The 17,607-nt window shown below is 72.9% G+C and carries 17 protein-coding genes; 9 read left to right on the top strand and 8 right to left on the bottom strand.

The genetic code is table 11. From position 1 onward, the window contains the following. Nucleotides 1-5: 5 nt before the first annotated feature. The 3 genes from RFN52_RS01545 to RFN52_RS01535 all read right to left on the bottom strand — a co-directional run bounded on the left by RFN52_RS01545 (nucleotide 6) and on the right by RFN52_RS01535 (nucleotide 2,899). Entirely contained in the window at nucleotides 6-1,109 is a 1,104-nt protein-coding gene (locus tag RFN52_RS01545; RefSeq protein WP_184854716.1) for a GNAT family N-acetyltransferase, read from the bottom strand. A gap of 623 nt (nucleotides 1,110-1,732) precedes the next feature. Next, nucleotides 1,733-2,413 (bottom strand): hypothetical protein, encoded by a 681-nt coding sequence (locus tag RFN52_RS01540; RefSeq protein WP_184854460.1) that lies wholly within the window; start codon nucleotides 2,411-2,413, stop codon nucleotides 1,733-1,735. Between the two features lie 102 nt (nucleotides 2,414-2,515). Next, nucleotides 2,516-2,899, bottom strand: coding sequence for a VOC family protein (locus RFN52_RS01535; protein ID WP_184854461.1), 384 nt, complete (start codon nucleotides 2,897-2,899; stop codon nucleotides 2,516-2,518). A gap of 271 nt (nucleotides 2,900-3,170) precedes the next feature. On the opposite strand from RFN52_RS01535, the gene RFN52_RS01530 reads away from it, so the two are divergent. Next, nucleotides 3,171-4,523, top strand: a complete 1,353-nt coding sequence (locus RFN52_RS01530) for a diacylglycerol/lipid kinase family protein (protein WP_184854717.1) — start codon at nucleotides 3,171-3,173, stop codon at nucleotides 4,521-4,523. Between the two features lie 79 nt (nucleotides 4,524-4,602). Here RFN52_RS01530 and RFN52_RS01525 read toward each other — a convergent pair whose 3' ends face one another. Next, complete coding sequence (locus tag RFN52_RS01525; RefSeq protein ID WP_030853536.1) at nucleotides 4,603-4,929, bottom strand: antibiotic biosynthesis monooxygenase family protein; 327 nt, start codon at nucleotides 4,927-4,929, stop codon at nucleotides 4,603-4,605. A 116-nt stretch (nucleotides 4,930-5,045) separates the two neighbouring features. Between RFN52_RS01525 and RFN52_RS01520 the strand changes: the two genes are divergently transcribed. Next, nucleotides 5,046-5,996, top strand: coding sequence for a DUF1731 domain-containing protein (locus RFN52_RS01520; RefSeq protein WP_184854462.1), 951 nt, complete (start codon nucleotides 5,046-5,048; stop codon nucleotides 5,994-5,996). 5 nt (nucleotides 5,997-6,001) lie between these two features. Here RFN52_RS01520 and RFN52_RS01515 read toward each other — a convergent pair whose 3' ends face one another. Beyond that, on the bottom strand, nucleotides 6,002-6,877 hold the full coding sequence (locus tag RFN52_RS01515; protein ID WP_184854463.1) for an SCO4651 family lipoprotein: 876 nt from the start codon (nucleotides 6,875-6,877) through the stop codon (nucleotides 6,002-6,004). A 109-nt stretch (nucleotides 6,878-6,986) separates the two neighbouring features. Further along, the gene (locus RFN52_RS01510) at nucleotides 6,987-7,136 is read right to left on the bottom strand and encodes a hypothetical protein (RefSeq protein ID WP_167345921.1); all 150 of its coding nucleotides are present in this window, start codon (nucleotides 7,134-7,136) and stop codon (nucleotides 6,987-6,989) included. A gap of 140 nt (nucleotides 7,137-7,276) precedes the next feature. On the opposite strand from RFN52_RS01510, the gene RFN52_RS01505 reads away from it, so the two are divergent. Beyond that, complete coding sequence (locus RFN52_RS01505; RefSeq protein ID WP_184854464.1) at nucleotides 7,277-7,708, top strand: hypothetical protein; 432 nt, start codon at nucleotides 7,277-7,279, stop codon at nucleotides 7,706-7,708. A gap of 229 nt (nucleotides 7,709-7,937) precedes the next feature. Continuing rightward, nucleotides 7,938-9,578, top strand: a complete 1,641-nt coding sequence (gene pgm, locus RFN52_RS01500; RefSeq protein ID WP_184854465.1) for a phosphoglucomutase (alpha-D-glucose-1,6-bisphosphate-dependent) — start codon at nucleotides 7,938-7,940, stop codon at nucleotides 9,576-9,578. A gap of 54 nt (nucleotides 9,579-9,632) precedes the next feature. Here pgm and RFN52_RS01495 read toward each other — a convergent pair whose 3' ends face one another. Beyond that, nucleotides 9,633-9,875 (bottom strand): DUF5949 family protein, encoded by a 243-nt coding sequence (locus tag RFN52_RS01495; protein ID WP_229857039.1) that lies wholly within the window; start codon nucleotides 9,873-9,875, stop codon nucleotides 9,633-9,635. A 225-nt stretch (nucleotides 9,876-10,100) separates the two neighbouring features. Here RFN52_RS01495 and RFN52_RS01490 point away from each other — a divergent pair, with 225 nt between their 5' ends. The 5 genes from RFN52_RS01490 (at nucleotide 10,101) to RFN52_RS01470 (ending at nucleotide 15,269) form a co-directional block, all read left to right on the top strand. After that, on the top strand, nucleotides 10,101-10,388 hold the full coding sequence (locus RFN52_RS01490) for a zinc-ribbon domain-containing protein (protein WP_184854467.1): 288 nt from the start codon (nucleotides 10,101-10,103) through the stop codon (nucleotides 10,386-10,388). A 166-nt stretch (nucleotides 10,389-10,554) separates the two neighbouring features. Beyond that, on the top strand, nucleotides 10,555-11,040 hold the full coding sequence (locus tag RFN52_RS01485; protein WP_184854468.1) for an SRPBCC family protein: 486 nt from the start codon (nucleotides 10,555-10,557) through the stop codon (nucleotides 11,038-11,040). 230 nt (nucleotides 11,041-11,270) lie between these two features. Continuing rightward, nucleotides 11,271-12,278: a trypsin-like serine peptidase gene (locus RFN52_RS01480; RefSeq protein ID WP_184854469.1), complete on the top strand. Its 1,008-nt coding sequence runs from the start codon at nucleotides 11,271-11,273 to the stop codon at nucleotides 12,276-12,278. A 139-nt stretch (nucleotides 12,279-12,417) separates the two neighbouring features. Continuing rightward, a complete protein-coding gene (locus tag RFN52_RS01475; RefSeq protein ID WP_184854470.1) occupies nucleotides 12,418-13,923 on the top strand; it encodes a HEAT repeat domain-containing protein in 1,506 nt (501 codons plus the stop codon). 98 nt (nucleotides 13,924-14,021) lie between these two features. After that, nucleotides 14,022-15,269, top strand: coding sequence for a glycosyltransferase (locus RFN52_RS01470; protein WP_184854471.1), 1,248 nt, complete (start codon nucleotides 14,022-14,024; stop codon nucleotides 15,267-15,269). On the opposite strand, the gene secD is transcribed toward RFN52_RS01470, so the two are convergent. After that, nucleotides 15,259-17,529 (bottom strand): protein translocase subunit SecD, encoded by a 2,271-nt coding sequence (gene secD, locus RFN52_RS01465; protein ID WP_184854472.1) that lies wholly within the window; start codon nucleotides 17,527-17,529, stop codon nucleotides 15,259-15,261. The genes RFN52_RS01470 and secD overlap by 11 nt on opposite strands. Nucleotides 17,530-17,607: the final 78 nt, after the last annotated feature.

Genomic DNA, 17,607 nt, shown 5'->3' with positions numbered 1-17,607 from the left:
CGGTCTCAGCCACCGCGCAGCCGGCCCACTTCCTCCAGGGTCCGGGCCGCCGCAGCGGCCAGGCCGGGCCGGTTGCGGACGAAGCGGCGGGCCGCCCGGGCGGGCTCCCGGCCCAGCCAGTGCACGGCTCCCCCCGGCACCGCCCGTACCACCGCTCCCTCGTACACACGCAGGTCGCGCGTCTTGAGCGACTCCTTGTACCGGGCCGGACCGCTTCCCAGATCAAGCATCTCGACGCCGTCGGCAGCCGCGGCCTCCAGCAGCCTCAACTGCAGCACGAGGCCGGGGGAGTACTTGGCGTACGCGCGGTCGTAGGCAGGGAACCACCAGGACAGCACCGTGCGCGACCGCAGCCCGAAGTGCGCGGCCACGGGCCGGTCCGCGGCGTACAGCACGGACAGCACCCCGCGGCACTCCGGGTCCTCGCTCCTCCCGAGCAGCGCCACCAGCCGGGTGATCCACTCCTGGGCGAACCGGTCCTGCCGGCCGGTCCGCCGGTACTGCGCCGACTTCCACTCCATCAGAGCCCGCAGCGCGCCGGGGTCCCGGGCGTCGTACACGAAGCGCACCTCGCCGACCTGCCGGGCGAGCTTGCGCTCCTTGGCCAGGGTCTGTCTGAGGAAACCCGGCGACTGCGCCCGCAGCCGGCGCGCGTACGCCTCGAAACCGTCGCCGATGTCGACGACCGGGGAGTCGAGCTCCTCGACCGCGTGCGCCGCGAACGCCTCCTGACCGGCTTCGAGGTTGTCGAACTCCCAGGACGCCAGCCCGCAGACCCGTAACAGCCGGCGGGCGTCCAGCCGTACGCCGGGGCGCAGCACGGCCCCCTGACTGTCGGACACCCCCAGCCCGATGGCCCGGCCCCGCCCCAGCACCCCGGCTTCGTACGGGAAGAACCCCACCGGGGAGCCGTCGTCCTGCAGTACCGCCACTCGGGCACCCGGCCTGACCCGCCCCACCGCAACGGTGAACAGGGGGTCGAGAAAGGGATTCGCCGGGGCGCCGGACTCCGTCCGGATCTCCCGCCACATCTTCTGGTCGCTGGGGCCGAGTTCGTCCGGCCGCAGAACGAGAACGCGCTTTCCAGGCAACTCTGCCTCCTGTGTCATCGGCATGGGGACACACGAAGGCCTGCACATCACCGCGTACCGGCACCAGGCAGTACTCGGGCCGCACGGCGCAGGCCCTGGTCGGTACTGCCGTCACTCAGCAGCGGAACGTCTGCAACCGGGCGGTGCTCGGGGCGGATCCGACCGCCACCGGACACGGAGGCGTTCCCGCCGCACGCAGGTGCGCACCACTCCCGCCCGGCACGGCCGTCCCGGCCACCACCGGGCTCATTCCGCTCGCCCCCGCGGCCCGCGGCGTCCGTGCCGCGAGCTGCCGCCCGGGCGGCACCTCCTCACACGGACAGGGCTCCTCGGCCCCTTCGGCCCCGGCACCCGGAGCCGCGCCAGGCTCCGTCGCGCCCGCCGCCGACGTGACCGGCAGTGCCGAGCGCGCCTCGTCCGCGAGCCCGGGGGTGAGGGGGTGCAGCAGCATCAGCAGGCAGGCCACCAGACCCACCGCCGCTGCCCAACGTCGCCGCACCATCAGACCCCCGACTCGGCCGGCTGCGCCTTCCAGTAGGCCGAGCCCGGCTCCGCCCCGTCAAGCCCTGGTGTAACGATTCGTCCCACTCGGGCGGGTGCCGCCCGGATTCCAACGGAAAGCGCTGCCGTCCCGCGGGTGTTCAGCCCCCGGCGCCCAGTACCTCGCCCGGCTTCGGCGCCCGCAGGTGCAGCGGCTCGTCGAAACCGCTGAACGACGTGGTGGTGCGCTGCGCGGCGCTCTTGTACACCGTCTTCAGCAGGTACGGCTCGCCTTCCTGGGCGATGGAGAAGATGTACGTGCCTTCCTTGTCCGCCTTGTCGGTCACGATGATCTCGACGGCCCTGGTGTCTCCGACCCGGGTGGAGCCGCCCTTCTTCGCCGTACCGAACGAGTCGAAGGGCCGTTCGCAGGAGGTGAGCCCGTCGCCGCCCGGGGAGTCCGGGTCCACGGGCGTTCTCACCCACAGCTTCTGCTCGCCGGTGACGCCCGGCTTCTTCTTCCACTTCTGCAAGTAGGCCCGGTCCGGGCGGACGTAGTCGGTGGTGCCCAGCCGGATCTGTTCCAGGACGCCGCCGCCGGACCAGGTGGTCCTGGACCTGCACCGGCCGTCCAGGTCCGTCACGAGGTGGCTGGTGACCGTGCCGCCGCTCGTGGTGCGGTTGGTGATGTCGACGGTGACGGAACTCAGCTTCCGCATCGTCGCGTTGGCCTCGTCGAGGAGGTCGCCGGCGGATCTGTCCTCGCCGGTGCCGCCGGCTCCGCAGCCGGCCAGGGCCGTGCTCGCCAGCAGGCAGAGCGCGGTCGTCGTCACGGTGGCCATGGCCCGCACGGAGCCCCCCTGTTGTTCGTGTCGGCCGATGATCAGCAGGGGAGCTTACCCGCCGGCCTCCATCACCGGCCGGGGGTTTCTCCGGCCGGGCGGTCAGGCGTTCCCGGCGGCGCGGTCGGACTCGCTGCGCAGGACGCAGAACTCGTTGCCCTCGGGATCGGCGAGGATCGCCCAGCCCGTACCGTCCGGGTTCCGGTGATCGGCGACGAAGGTGGCACCGAGGTTCAGCAGCCGGTCCACCTCCTGCTCACGCGAGGTCTCGGGGCGCAGGCACAGATGGATCCGGTTCTTGACCGTCTTGGCCTCGGGGACCTGGTTGAAGTGCAGGACCGGCCCCTCCGCGAGCACCACCTGGGTCTCCCGGTCACCCGGTCTGTCCTCCGGATGCAGCGGACGGCCGGTCACCCTGCTCCAGAAGCGGGCCAGCCCGTAGGCATCCACACAGTCGATCGCCACGTTCTGCACTACCGAGACCATGAGCGTGAGCCTTCCTGATCTTCACGCCGCACGCCACCGAGTTGCGGTTGCCGATGCCGAGGCCACGCCCCCGGCGCGCGGAACCGGGCCCACGATGCCGCGTACGCTACCGGTGGCTCCGCCCCGATGGATCTTCGCGTCTGACGCGGTCCGCGGCGGGGGAGCCGTCCAGGACGGCAGTGGCGCAGCCGACGCGTCGGCGGGCACGATGGTCACGGCCGGGTGCGGTCTCGGGCATCCGCCCGCGCCGGCCTTCGAGCGGAGGGACGAGATGGGATCGGCGATGGACGAGCGGTTTCACCGCCGGCAGAGATGGGCGGCCAGGGGCGCCCTGGCCGCGGCCGCCCTGGCGGCCCTGCTGCCGCTCGTCTCCGGAGGTCTGCGAGGGCTGCTCCTGCTCGTGGCGGGCCTCGCGGGACTCGCCCTGACCGCGGCCGCGCTCTGGTGGGTGCTGTCCCGGCGGGGAGCGGTCCGCATCGCGTCGGCCGCGCTGGCCGTCGTCGCGCCCGCAGGCCTCATCACGGCCTTCGCCGCGGCGAACCTGCTGTGGGTCGTCGTCCTGTCCCTGCTCCTGTGGTGCGGGGCGGTCTGGAGCGGTCGCTACGCCCTGCGCAGCACGGGCCTGCGGTCCGTGCGGGTCAAGGAGTACCGCACGCCGCCGCCGCTGCGCCCCTTCCTGCTGCTCAACCCGCGCTCCGGCGGCGGCAAGGTCGGGAAGTTCAACCTCCAGGAGAAGGCCGAGTCGCTCGGCGCCCGGGTCGTCCTGCTCGACCCGGACCAGCACCAGGACGTCACCGCCCTGGCCCGAGCCGCCGTGGCCGACGGAGCGGACCTCCTGGGCGTCGCGGGCGGCGACGGCACCCAGGCGCTGGTCGCCGCCGTCGCCGCGGAGCACGGCCTGCCGTTCCTCGTCATCGCCGCCGGCACACGCAACCACTTCGCCATGGACCTGGGGCTGGACCGGGACGACCCCTCAACCTGCCTCGACGCCCTCACCGACGGCGTCGAACTCCGCGTCGACCTCGGGTTCGCCGACGACCGGCCGTTCGTCAACAACGCCTCGTTCGGCGTGTACGGGGCCGTCGTCCAGAGCCCCGGCTACCGCGAGGACAAGGTGGGCGCGGCCCTGGAGCGGCTGCCCGAACTGCTCACCCGGCAGAGCGGTCCGCGTCTGACGGCCACCGCCGACGGCACCGTCGTCGCCGACCCGCAGGCGATCCTGGTCAGCAACAACGCCTACCGCATGGACGACCCCTTCGGGTTCGGCCGCCGTGAGCGGCTCAACTCCGGGCGGCTGGGCGTGCTCGCCGTCCGCGTGGACAGTGCCGTGGAAGCGGCCGAACTCCTGCTGTCCCCGCGCCCGGAAGGGCTCACCGTGCTCACCGCCCAGCGCGTCGTCGTCGACGCCGACGAGCCGCAGCTGGAGGTCGGTCTGGACGGCGAGGCGCTCACCATGCCCGCCCCCGTCCACTGCCGCATCGCGCGCCGTGCCCTGCGGGTGCGGGTGCCCCGCGACCGGCCCGGAGTACCCGAGGCGCCCCCGCGGCTCGACTGGCGCCGGCTGCGCAAACTGGCGGCCGCGGTCGGCCGCACCGCCGTGCCCACGCGTTCCCGCCGGAGCTGAGCGCCGCCGCACGACGCCCACGAGACGCTGAGGTCCCCCATCCGCGCGGCATGGGGGACCTCGTACGTCGCGCCGTCGGTCAGGCCTCCTTCGGCCCGGCCTGCTGCACCACCTCGAAGGACCACAGCGTCGAGCCGCTCGCCGCGGGCTTCGGCCGCTCGCCGCCCTCGCCGCCGCCCTGGTGGGCGGACTTCATGGGCCCCTCCATCCAGGCCTGGAACGACGCCTCGTCACGCCAGCGCGTGTAGACGAGGTAGGTGTCGGTGCCCTCCACCGGGCGGAGCAGCTCGAACCACTCGAACCCGTCGGAGTTCTCCACGGCGTGCGCACGGGAGGCGAACCGCTTCTCCAGCGTCTCCCGCTGCTCGGCGGGCACGGTCAGCACGTTGATCTTGACTACGCTCATGGGCCCCATCTTGCCCGATGGCCGATCTGCGCAGGTTGAGTACTGCCTCCCCCAAGGTTTTGAACGCGTTCAAATGTGAGCTAGGGTCGTTCTCACACATCGAGGGGGAGACCTTCATGAAGTTCGTGATGCCCGGCGGCACCGGACAGGTCGGCACGGTCCTGAAGCGCGCGCTGAGCGCTGCCGGACATGACGTCGTGGTGCTCAGCAGGCACCCCGCCGGACCCGGCGAAGTGCAGTGGGACGGCGCGACCCAGGGGCCCTGGGCGGCCGAGATCGACGGCTGTGATGTAGTGGTCAACCTGGCCGGCCGGAGTGTGAACTGCCGCTACACGCCCGCCAACCTCCGGCAGATGATGGAGTCGCGGGTCCACTCCGCCCGGGTCGTGGGCGAGGCCGTCGCCGCGGCGGGCAAACCGCCCCGGCTCTGGCTGCAGATGAGCACCGCGACCGTCTACGCGCACCGCTTCGACGCGGCCAACGACGAGGCCACCGGCGTGGTCGGCGGCACCGAACCCGATGTCCCCGGCTACTGGGGGTACAGCGTCGACATCGCCAAAGCCTGGGAGCGGGAGCTGGAGAGCGCGGACACCCCGCACACCCGGAAGGTGGCCCTGCGTGCCGCCATGGTGATGAGCCCGGACCGCAAAGGCGTCTTCGACGTCCTGCTGAGGCTGGCCCGGCTGGGGCTCGGCGGCCCGGTCGCAGGGGGCGCCCAGTACGTGTCCTGGATCCACGACCGGGACTTCGTCCGGGCGGTCGAGTTCCTCGTCGCCCGGGACGACATCGAGGGCCCGGTCAACCTCGCCGCCCCGGGCCCCCTGCCGCAGCGCGCCTTCATGCGCGCCCTGCGGGCCGCGTCGGGCATCCCCGTGGGCCTGCCCGCGACGCGCCGGATGGCGGAGCTCGGCGCGTTCGTCCTGCGCTCGGACACCGAACTGCTGCTGAAGAGCCGCCGTGTCGTCCCCGGCCGCCTGCTCGAAGCGGGCTTCGCCTTCGAGCACCCCGAGTGGCCGCAGGCCGCGGACGACCTCGTACGACGCCTCCGCGGCCGTGCGGTGGGGTGACCCGGTCAGCTCTGCCGCTCGCCCTGCTCCAGGGCCTTGCCGGTCATGTCGGTGACCTGCCCGGCCGGCGGCTCGTCCGCCTCCACCTCGGTACCGAAGTCGGTGAAGTCCATGACCGTGCGCACCGTGACCTTCCCGGGCGCGGACGAGGCGTCGGCGGAGGACCGCTGCGCCGCCTCCGGGGACGTGACGGTCATGTCGATCTGCTGACGGCGCATCCGCCCCTCGTCGTCCAGCCAGACGTCCATCGGCAGGGTCGGGCCGACCTGCTTGCGCAGGGTGTCGCCGTCGGGCAGCTCGGCGACGTCGACGGAAACGCGGTAGTGCGTGGTCTCCACACCGTTGACCGTGGCCGTGCCCTTCTTGGTCACGTCCTTGTCGGAGATCGCCTTGGCGTACGCCGCGGACTGTGCCGGATCGCTCATGGACCGGTCGCCGGTGCCCTGCTGTGCGGCGACCTTCCCCAGATCGATCTTGATCCAGGGCTTGCCGCCGGGCGCCCGGCCCTTGGGCATCTTCTGGTAGAGGACCTGGTCGACCACCCGTTGCTCGATCTGCCGGCCCTGCACCGTGAGCGTCATGACGCTGTCGCCGTCGTCCAGGTCCACCGCGCCCTGCCCGTTCGCGGTCTGCGAGGCGCCCTGGGCCGAGGTACGCACCCGCAGCTTCACCTTGGCGGTGTCCTCCTCGGCCGTCCTGTCGTAGGCCGACCGCACCGCCTGCGTGCCCTGCTCCCGGGCGCCCGTGCTCGATGACGCCGAGGTGCCCTGCGCGCCGTCGCCCGAGTCGCCGTCGTCGCCGCAGCCGACCAGCACCGTCCCCGCCAGGGCTCCGGCGACACCTAAGGCACAGACCCGCCTGCCGTTTCCCGCCCTGCCCATCGAACCAGCTCCTTCTCAGGTGTGTGTGGTGCGGCTCAAGTGCCCAAGCCGGACATGAACACACCTGTGGGGCAGAGAAGTTGGATACCGGGAGGAACAGGCGCCCCAGTCAGTGCCCGCGGCCCCTGAGCTTGCCGAGCAGACGCTGGGCCTGGGCCCGCTTGCGGGGGTCGGCCGCGGCCCGGCGTGCCTGCTCCGCGGCCCGCCGTCCCTGCGGGCTCTTGGCGAACTCCTTGATGCGATTCAGCATTCCGGCCATGACGCACCTTCCTTCCTGTGGTGATGTCGCTTGCCTGTGTAGTGCGCCTACCCCTCGGGCGTGGTGCTCAGGCACACCTCCGCCCGGTCGGTGCGCGACCGAATGTGTTTGCGGCCGGAGTCAGAGGCAAGTCGGTGTCCATGACTGAAGAGAACAAGCGCGCGAATCAGAAGGCGACGACCACCGTACGGACCGCCGAGTCCAAGGCCCGCGGCACGGCGGACAAGGCCACGGGGGCGGCGTCTCAGGCCGCGAAGGGCGCCGCGGGCAAGGCCGGTGAGGCGGCGTCAGCCGCCAAGTCCGGCGCGGAGCGCTCCACCGAGACGGCGAAGGCGGCCGCACAGACCGCGGCCAAGGGCGTCGAGGCGGGCCGCCAGGCGGTCGTCACGGCCTCCGGCCATGTCGCCACCACGGCGAAGACGGCCTGGACGGTCATCGCCCACCGCAAGCTCGTGGCCGCTGGAGTCGGAGCGGGCCTGACCGCCCTGACCGCGGCGTCCTACGCCGTCGGCCGCCGCGCCGAACGCGGTGCGCACGGCCCCCTCACCCGGCTCACCGGCGGACGGATCTGAGCACGGCCGGCGCGATGGACGTGCCGGCACGAGGGAAGCAGGCGGCGTGGCGCGCCACCGGAGGTCCCGGTGGTCCGTGGCGCCGCCTCCTCGTGCTCCGGACCGCCCCCTCCTCCGTTGGCCGGCGCACATCCGTCCCGTACCGGGGTGCCCCTCTCGCGCTGCACCACGGTGACGAGGAAGGATGAGACCGCAAGCGAACGATCAACCCTTACGGAGGAGCGGGCCCATGCAGCACGAGCGAGCGGGAAGTCCGGCCGGACCCGAAGATCTCGTCGATGTCGCTCGGCTGGTCACCGCGTACTACGCGCGCCGCCCCGACCTGGACGATCCGGGCCAGCGCGTCACGTTCGGGACCTCCGGACACCGCGGATCGTCCCTGGCGGCCGCGTTCAACGACGACCACATCGCCGCGACCAGCCAGGCCATCTGCGAGTACCGCGCCGGTCGGGGCATCGACGGCCCGCTCTTCCTGGGCGCGGACACCCACGCCCTGTCGGAGCCCGCGCGCGTGACCGCCCTGGAGGTGTTCGCCGCCAACGAGGTGACCGTGCTGATCGACGACGCGGACGGCTACACGCCGACCCCGGCCGTCTCGCACGCCATCCTCACCCACAACCGGGGCCGCACCGCCGGCCTCGCGGACGGCGTCGTCGTCACGCCCTCCCACAACCCGCCCGCCGACGGCGGGTTCAAGTACAACCCGCCCAGCGGCGGCCCCGCCGCCTCCGACGCGACCTCCTGGATCCAGGACCGGGCCAACGAGATCATCCGGGGCGGCCTGAAGGACGTACGGCGCATCCCCTACGCCCGCGCCCTCGCGGCCCCCACTACCGGCCGCTACGACTTCCTCGGCACCTACGTCGCCGACCTGCCCGGCGTGCTCGACCTGGACGCGATCCGCGCGGCCGGTGTCCGTATCGGGGCCGACCCGCTCGGCGGTGCGTCGGTCGCCTACTGGGGCCGCATCGCCGAACAGCACGGCCTCGACCTCACCGTGGTCAACCCGTACACCGACCCCACCTGGCGGTTCATGACGCTGGACTGGGACGGCAAGATCCGCATGGACTGCTCGTCGCCGTACGCGATGGCCTCGCTCATCGAGCAGCGCGACCGCTTCCAGATCTCCACGGGCAACGACGCCGACGCCGACCGGCACGGCATCGTCACCCCGGACGCCGGCCTGATGAACCCCAACCACTACCTGGCCGTCGCCATCTCCTACCTCTACGCCCACCGCGACCGCTGGCCGTCCACCACCGGCATCGGCAAGACCCTGGTCTCCTCGGCCATGATCGACCGGGTCGCCGCGGACCTGGGCCGCGAGCTGGTCGAGGTGCCCGTCGGCTTCAAGTGGTTCGTGGACGGACTGGCGGGCGGCACCATCGGTTTCGGCGGGGAGGAGTCGGCCGGGGCGTCCTTCCTGCGCCGGGACGGCTCCGTGTGGACCACCGACAAGGACGGCATCCTGCTCGCGCTTCTCGCCTCCGAGATCACGGCGGTCACCGGGAAGACCCCCTCCGAGCACTACGCGGCCCTCACCGCCCGCTTCGGCGAACCGGCGTACGCACGCATCGACGCCCCCGCCTCCCGCGAGGAGAAGGCCCTGCTCGCCAAGCTCTCCCCGGCCCAGGTCAGCGCCGACACCCTGGCCGGGGACGCGGTCACGGCGGTGCTCACCGAGGCCCCCGGGAACGGCGCGGCCATCGGCGGCATCAAGGTGACCACGGACAACGCCTGGTTCGCGGCCCGCCCCTCGGGCACCGAGGACGTCTACAAGATCTACGCCGAGTCGTTCCTCGGCCCCGACCACCTCGGCCGGGTCCAGGAAGAGGCCAAGTCCGTGGTGCTGACGGCCCTCTCCGCCTGACCCCGGCACGGCACAGCCCGGGCCGCCCTCACGTGGCCCGGGCTGTCCGCGCTTTCAGCTGCGCAGGCTGCGGCCGGGCAGGACGACATGCGCCGCCGAGGCCGTCGCGTCCTCGTCGGAGGTGAAGGCGGCGAGTGGCCCGGCGTCACCGGGCTCGGCGCCCTGCGGCCACGGCCGGGCGGCGAAGATGAGGTAGGCGTAGCCGAGTTCGCCCACCGCCTCCAGCCGGCTCTCCGGAGGGACGAACTGCGCCTTCAGGTGCTGCACGGTGAGGACGGCGGGGTCGTGCCCCGCCAGGACTGGACGACCAGGGAGCCCAGGTCGTCGGTGGGCACGGACCTCGTTTCGGGTGCGATCGAGGTCACCGCGGAACCGTACCGGCGTACCGTGGGGACGCGCCCCGCCGTCACCCGACTGGACCAGCCCACGCCGGGCTCTCCACACGGACGAGGGGCCCGAACCCCCGGCGTGCCCGCGGATGCAGGACACTGGATGAAGATCCGACCGGGAAGGACCGAACACGTGATCATCTTCGGTACCAAGGGCTACCTCTACCAGCTGGCGATACTGACGCTGGTGTGCGGCCAGTGCGGGAACCCCGCCGCTCACACGCTCAGGAAGCGCATCACGAAGTTCACCCTGTTCTTCGTCCCGCTGTTCCCGATCTCCACGAAGTACCTGACGCAGTGCACCTTCTGCGGAGCGGAACAGAAGGTGACCAAGGAGCAGGCGGAGCAGCTCCAGTCTCAGGGCACGAACGGCCCGAGCGGCCAGGCGTACGGGCAGCCGCAGCAGCACGACCGGTTCTGATCACGTCGTACGCCCGGCGCAGCTCATCTGCACCTCCACTTCTGCCGCTCGCTGATCACATCCGATGTGGCAAGCCGAGCATCCCGGGTACTCGGCCCGCGCGGGCCCGGACCTGTGTGGGCCGACGGGCCTCCTGCAGTCGATCAGTGAATACGGAGGCATTCAGATGAGCACCATCAAGGAAACCGTGGAAGTCGATGTCCCCGTCCACACCGCCTACAACCAGTGGACGCAGTTCGAGGAGTTCCCGAACTTCATGGAGGGCGTCGAGGAGGTCAGGCAGCTGGACGACCGCCACAACCACTGGACGACCAAGATCGGTGGGGTACGGCGCGAATTCGACACCGAGATCGTCGACCAGCTGGCCGACGAGCGGGTCACATGGCGCACGACCAGCGGAGACACGCACCAGAGGGGCTCCGTCCGCTTCGAGCGCCTCGACGACACCCACACCAGGGTGGAGCTCGTCATGGACGTCGAGCCCAGCGGAGCTGTGGAGAAGGCCGCGGACATGATGGGCACGATCGACCGCCGTGTGAAGGGTGACATGAGGCGCTTCAAGCAGTACATCGAGGAGCGCGGAGTCGAATCCGGCGCCTGGCGCGGGCGTGTCCAGCCGGGCGGCCCCAGCGGCTCCGGCCCCATCCTCTGACACCAGCCGCGCACTTCCGGAACCCGGTCTCCACGGGAGGCCGGGTTCTTCTGTGCCCGCATGTCCCGCTCCGTGTGCAGAGGGCGTGCGGTTTCGGCCAACGTCATGACATGCACCTGTCCATATCGGCCTCCCGGTGGCACGCTGCCCCCTGACCGTCCGCAGTGACACCCCTGCCTGACCGGGTGGAGGCTTCCCGCCGCCCGGCCCCCACAGCAGAAGGAGACCGCGTGATAGGCCGACCCCGCAGCCCCCGCCCGTCCGGCGGCGGCATCCCCGTCCGCCGCTCCGTCCTCGGCGCGCTCGCCGGCATCGCCGCACTCCTGGCGACCGGCGTCACCGCCGCACCGGCGAGCGCCGCACCGGACCCCGGCGCGACGACCCTCTCGGCGCAGGAACGCGCACTGGCCTTCTGGACCCCGCAGCGGATGCGCGAGGCCACCCCGCTCGACCTCCTGACCGTCGACCGCTCCGACGTACGGGCACCGGCGCTGCGCACGGGCAAGGCGACGGTCGTCGCCCCCAGCGTGCCCGCCTCCGCCGCGGGCCCCCTGGCCTTCCCGCACGGCGGCGGACCCTGGTCCGGCGGGGGAGCGGTGACCAAGACCGCGGGCCGGGTGTTCTTCAGCTACCAGGGCCGCACCGCGTCCTGCTCCGGCAACGCCGTCACCAGCGCCAACAAGAGCACCGTGATCACCGCGGGCCACTGCGTGAAGATGGAGGGCGCCTGGCACACCAACTGGGTCTTCGTACCCGGCTACCACGACGGGCAGCGCCCGTACGGCACCTGGGCCGCGTCCAAGACCCTGTCCACGCCGCAGTGGACGGCCAGCGAGGACATCAACTACGACATCGGCGCGGCGGTGGTCGCCCCGCTGGACGGGAAGAAGCTGACCGACGTCGTCGGCGGGCAGGGCCTGGCCTTCAACACCGGCTACAACAAGGCCATGTACTCCTTCGGCTTCCCGGCCGCAGCGCCGTACGACGGCGAGAAGTTCATCTACTGCAGCGGCACCACGACCCGCGACTTCCTGCTCTCCAACGACCACGGTCTGACCTGCAACATGACCGGCGGCTCCAGCGGAGGCCCCTGGTTCACCCAGTTCAGCGAGGCCACCGGGACCGGCCTGCAGTCCTCGGTGAACAGCTTCAAGTACAACTTCTTCCCGAACTCCATGTACGGCCCGTACTTCGGCGCGGACGCCCAGAACCTGTACCAGAGCGCCCAGTCGTCCTGATCCACCGCCCGATCGGGAGCCGGGTGCTCCGCCCCATGGTGGCGGAGGACCCGGCTCCGGGCCGTTGACCGGCTGATGGAGCCCCTGAGACGCGGGCAACCTTCGCGTCCCCCGACGGTCTTTCCCTACGGGGGTGTTCATGGGAGAGGACCATCAGATCGCCTTTCTCCTGCGGGAGTCGGCGCAGCCGGATTCGGAGCGGCGTGCCGCGGCGTTGAAGGGGCTGGGGAGGATCGGCCGGGCCGAGCACGCCCGCGTCCTCGCCGAAGCGGCCGACGATCCCGACCCGGCCGTGCGCGCGGCCGCCGCCCAGGGCCTCGCCCGGCTCGGCGTCCCGGAGGCCGGCGAGGAGGCGCTGCCCCTCCTGATGGGTGACGCGGATCCGGGCGTACGGCGCAGGGCCTCGGTCGCCGCCACCCGGCTCGGACTCGGCGGACCCGCGGTCACCCGGGCCTTCGCCCGCCTGCTGGCCGATCCGGACCACCACGTCCGGATCAACGCCCTGGACGGACTGTCGGTCCTGGGCGTGCCCGGGGACGTCACCGCCCTGGCCGCCCTGCTCGGCGACCCGGACCCCGCCGTCTGGGGACGGGCCCGGACCCTGCTGTACAGGTGCGGAGAAGACCCGGCCGTACGCGCGGAAGTCGTGCGCACGGCCCGCCAGGGCACGGGTACCGCCCGCGCGCGTGCCCTGGAAGGGCTGCCGGAACGCTGCACCGAGCGGCTCCTCGACTCACTGCTCACAGCGCTGCACGACCCTTCGCCCGCGGTACGGATCCAGGCCGCCCGGCGCTTGCTCCCCGTGGAACAACAGCAGGTACAGGACAAGCTGGCCGCGGCCCTGCGCACCGAGGAGCACCCCGAGGTCACCGCTGGACTGCTGTGGGGACTGGGAGGGCGGGGCGACGACCGCGTGACAGGCCCCGCCGTGCGGTGGCTGCGCGATCCCGTCGCAGGGCCCTCGGCCGCGCGTGCCCTGGGCACCGCGGACCCCGGCACGGCAGCCCCGCATCTCCGCACGGCCCTGACCGACAAGACGTTCTCCCCACACACCCGGGCCGCCGCGGCCGCAGCCGTCGGGACCGCCGGCCGCTGGGACGCGGTGTGGCTCCTGCTGTCCCTCCTGGACGACCCCGACGACGTGATACGCGCGGGCGTGCTCGACGGCCTGGGGACACTCGTCGAGAACGGCCTGCGCCCCTGGGAGCGCCACCCCGTGGCCTGGGCCCTGACCGGCCATCTGGCCACCGACGACCGGCACACCTGGCGCACACGCAACGCGCTCGACGGTCTCACCCAGGCCCTGCCCGACGTGCGGCGCCTCGCGGACAACGCTCCGTCCGGCGAGGTCCTGGCCGCCGCGCTGTCCCTGCTCGACGGCGACGACCCGAGCGACGAGCACACCCGCCACGACGTACGGCGCTTCCTGCTCCGCCTCGACGACCCGCACGAACCGGTCCGCTACGAAGCCGTCCTCGGTCTCGAACGCTGGACTGAGGCCGGCGGCTCACTGCCCCCAGGCAGCGAAATGGCCCGTTGCCGGCTGGCGGCCCTCACCGAGGACGCCTCGCCACGCCTGCGCCAGGCCGCCACCCGCCTCCGCGGTCTACTGGACACCGGTCTACTGGACACCGGCCCGACGTAAGCAGATCCGGCCGCAAAGCACCCGCACGCACCGGCGATTTTCGTCCACGTGCGGTCATGCGCCGCATGTCGCCCGCCCGGCCGGTCCACACTGGACCCATGCGCGTGGTGATCATGACGGCTGGATCGCGCGGCGACGTCGCGCCGTACACCGGGCTCGGCGCGGGGCTGGCGCGGAGCGGGCACGAGGTAACGCTCGCCACCCACGGCCTGTTCGCACCCCTGGCCGCCGGATCGGGGGTGCGCTTCCACCCGACCCCGGTCGACCCGCACGCCGTGTCCCACTCCGACCGCGGCCGCGGCCTGCACACCAGCACGACCGGCCTCGGCAAGCTGCTGCGCGCGGCGTCGATGGCCCGGTCCGCGGCCGAGGAGATGACCGACTCCCTCGTCCGGGCGGCCCGCGGCGCGGACATCGTCCTGGCCGCCGGAGCCGTGGCACCGCTGGGCCGCGCCATCGCCGAGGGGCTGAGCCTGCCCAGCCTGGGCCTGTTCCTCCAACCCCAGCATCCGACACGCGAGTTCGGCGCGCCCATGCTCGGCGGACGCTCGCTCGGCACGCTGGGCAACCACCTGGGCGGACGGGCCGTCATCTCCGCCGTCGACCAGGTCTACACCCAGGCCATGCACCGGCTGCGCACCCGGCACGGCATGGCCCTGCGCAGTCCCTCCGCGAGCCGCCGGGCCCACGAGCGGGCCCACTGGCCCGTGCTGCACGGATTCAGCGAACGGGTGGTGCCCCGCCCCGAGGACTGGCGCCCCGGGCTGGACATCGCCGGGTACTGGTGGCCGCACGACACCCGCACCCTGCCCGGCGAGCTGGAGGAGTTCCTGGCCGCCGGACCCCCGCCGGTGTTCGTCGGGCTGGGCAGCGCGACGGTGCCGGACCCCGGTCACCTCAGCGCCGAGATCGTGCGCGCGCTGCGGACGGCGGGACTGCGCGGCATCGTCCAGCAGGGCTGGGCGGGCCTCACCGCCCACAGCGGCGACGATGACGTGATCACCGTGGGCGACGTGCCGCACGCCCTGCTGTTCCCCCGCACGGCGGCCGTCGTCCACCATGCCGGAGCCGGCACCACCGCCGCGGTCCTGCGCGCGGGCGTCCCGACGATCCCGGTGCCGGTGCAGTTCGACGGCGGCTTCTGGGCGGCGCGCTTGGTCGCCCTGGGGACCGCCCCGTGCGCCGTCCCCCTGCGGCGCCTGACCGCCGGCACACTCGCCCCCGCGCTGCGCCGCGCCACGGGCGAGCCCCGGCACCGCGCCCGCGCCGGGGAGCTGGCCCGCGGCCTGGCCGGGGAGGACGGCGTGGCCCCGGTCCTGGCCGCGCTGGACCGGCTCACGCGGTGACCGCAGCGCCCTCCGGGGACGGCTTCCCGCCGCGTGAGCGGGCGTGCAGCCCGATCGCCACGGGAGCCGCGATGAACACCGAGGAGTACGTCCCGACGGCGAGGCCGATGAGCAGCGCCAGGGCGAAGTCCGTGAGCGAGGAGCCGCCCAGCACGGCGAGCGCGGTGAGCATGAACGCCGCGCCCATGCCGGTGTTCACCGTGCGGGGCAGGGTCTGCAGGATCGCCTGGTTCACGACGCCGGAGAACGGCGGCCCGGAGCCGCGCCGGTCCAGTTCCCTGACGCGGTCGAAGAGGACGACGGAGTCGTTGACCGAGTAGCCGATGACGGTGAGCAGGGCCGCCAGGAACACACCGTCGACGGGCTTGCCCAGCCAGGCGAAGACCCCGAGCAGGATGACCACGTCGTGGACGAGGGCGACGACCGCGGCGGAACCCAGCACCCAGCGGAAGCGCGCCGCGAGATAGACGAACTGGGCCCCCAGGGCCACGGCGAGCGCGATCAGCGCGCCTTGACGCAGCTCCTCGCCGAGGCTGGGGCCGATCAGTTCGTCGCGCACCTTGTCCGCCGGTCCGGCGACCTCGCGGAGGGTGCCCGTGACCTCCCCCTCTTCGGCGTCGGTCAGGGGATCGGTACGCACCGTCAGACCCGCGTCGCCCGACGACTGCACCACCGCGCGGGGGAACCCGGCGTCGGCCAGGGCGCTCCGGACCCGGCCGGGATCGACCGGGCTGCTGGTGGAGTACTCGATGAGGCGGCCTCCGGTGAACTCCACGCCCAGGTCGACGCCCCGCACCGCAAGACCCGAGCCGGCCAGCACGAGCACGGCCGCCGAAGTGGCCAGCCAGCGCCGCGGCCGGCGCATCAGGAGCGGGTTGCGGCGGGTGAGGCGCTCGCGGACCGCGCCGGTGGTGGCGATGCCGGTGAGACGGGGGCGGCGGCGTACGCCCGGTCGGCTCGCGGCGAACTCGGCGAGCACCCGGCTGATGACCAGGGCGCTGAACATGGAGGCGAGCACACCGATGCCGAGGGTGACGCCGAAGCCGCGCACCGGCCCCGAAGCCAGGAAGAACAGCAGGGCGGCCGCGATCAGGGTGGTGATGTTGGAGTCGGCGATCGCGCTGAAGGCGTTGCGGAAGCCGGCCGTGAGCGCCGAGCGGATGCTGGGCCGGCGGCGTGCCGCGTACTCCTCGCGCGCCCGCTCGAAGACCAGCACGTTGGCGTCCACGGCCATGCCGATGGCCAGGACGAAACCGGCCAGGCCCGGCAGGGTCAGCGTGGCCCCGAGGGCGGCCAGGGCGGCGTAGGAGACCAGGCCGTAGCAGGCCAGCGCCAGGGCGGCCAGGGCGCCCAGCAGCCGGTAGACCACGATGATGAACAGCGAGGTCAGCGCGGTGCCGATGACGGCCGCCCAGGCACTGGCGGTGATGGCCTGCGCGCCGAGGGTGGGGCCGACCGTGCGCTGCTCGACGGTCTCGACGGGCACGGGCAGGGCGCCGCCGTTGATGAGCAGCGAGAGTTCGCGGGCCTCCTCGGGGCTGAAGGAGCCCGTGATCCGGGTGGCGCCGTCGCGGATGCCGGCCCCGCAGGCGATGGACGGATCGACCTGAGGGGAGGAGATGACCTTGTCGTCGAGGACGATGGCGACCCGCCGCGCCGCATCGCCCGGCGCCTTGCAGGCGGCCTCGCCGGTCAGGCGGGCCCAGCCGTCCCGGCCGGCGCCCTCGAAGCCGACGGTGACGTGCCATCCGGCGCCGCCCTGCTGGTCGAACCGGGCGGCGGCCTCCTTGACGTCCTCGCCGGTCAGCAAGGCGGGTCCGAGGCGCAGCGGAGTGCCGGACTCGTCGGGCAGGACGCGCTGCCCGGGCCGCTTCGGCAGCGGCCGGGACGTCTCGTCGCCGTCCCGGGCGGCGCCGAGCACGGGGTGGAAAGTGAGCTGCGCGGTTCGGCCCAGGACATCGGCGGCCTTCTTCGGGTCCTGCACACCGGGCAGTTCGACGATGATCCGGTGATCGCCGGAGCGCACCAGGGTGGGTTCGGCGACGCCGAGCGCATCGATACGGCCGCGCAGCACCTCCAGGGTGCGGTCGGTGGCCGCGCTGTCGGCGTCGGCCGTGGGGGTGGAGCGGGTCTCCAGCACGATCTGTGTCCCGCCGCGCAGGTCAAGCCCGAGACGGACCGGCACGGTGGCGGCGACGTACAGGGACAGGGCGAGCACGGCGAGGGCGAGCAGCGCTCTCACACGCAGGGAACGGTTCAACGGGAACCTCCGGCAGGCACACCTCGGCAGCGGCCGGCGCGGGCCGCGGCGGGGCGGGTCGGGATGTGAAGGGAACGG

The sequence above is a fragment of the Streptomyces collinus genome (assembly GCF_031348265.1).
In the GTDB taxonomy this organism is placed as follows: Bacteria; Actinomycetota; Actinomycetes; order Streptomycetales; family Streptomycetaceae; genus Streptomyces; species Streptomyces collinus.
The sequence above is the reverse complement of the archived record's forward strand: the minus strand, read 5'-3'. Positions and strand labels throughout refer to the sequence as shown.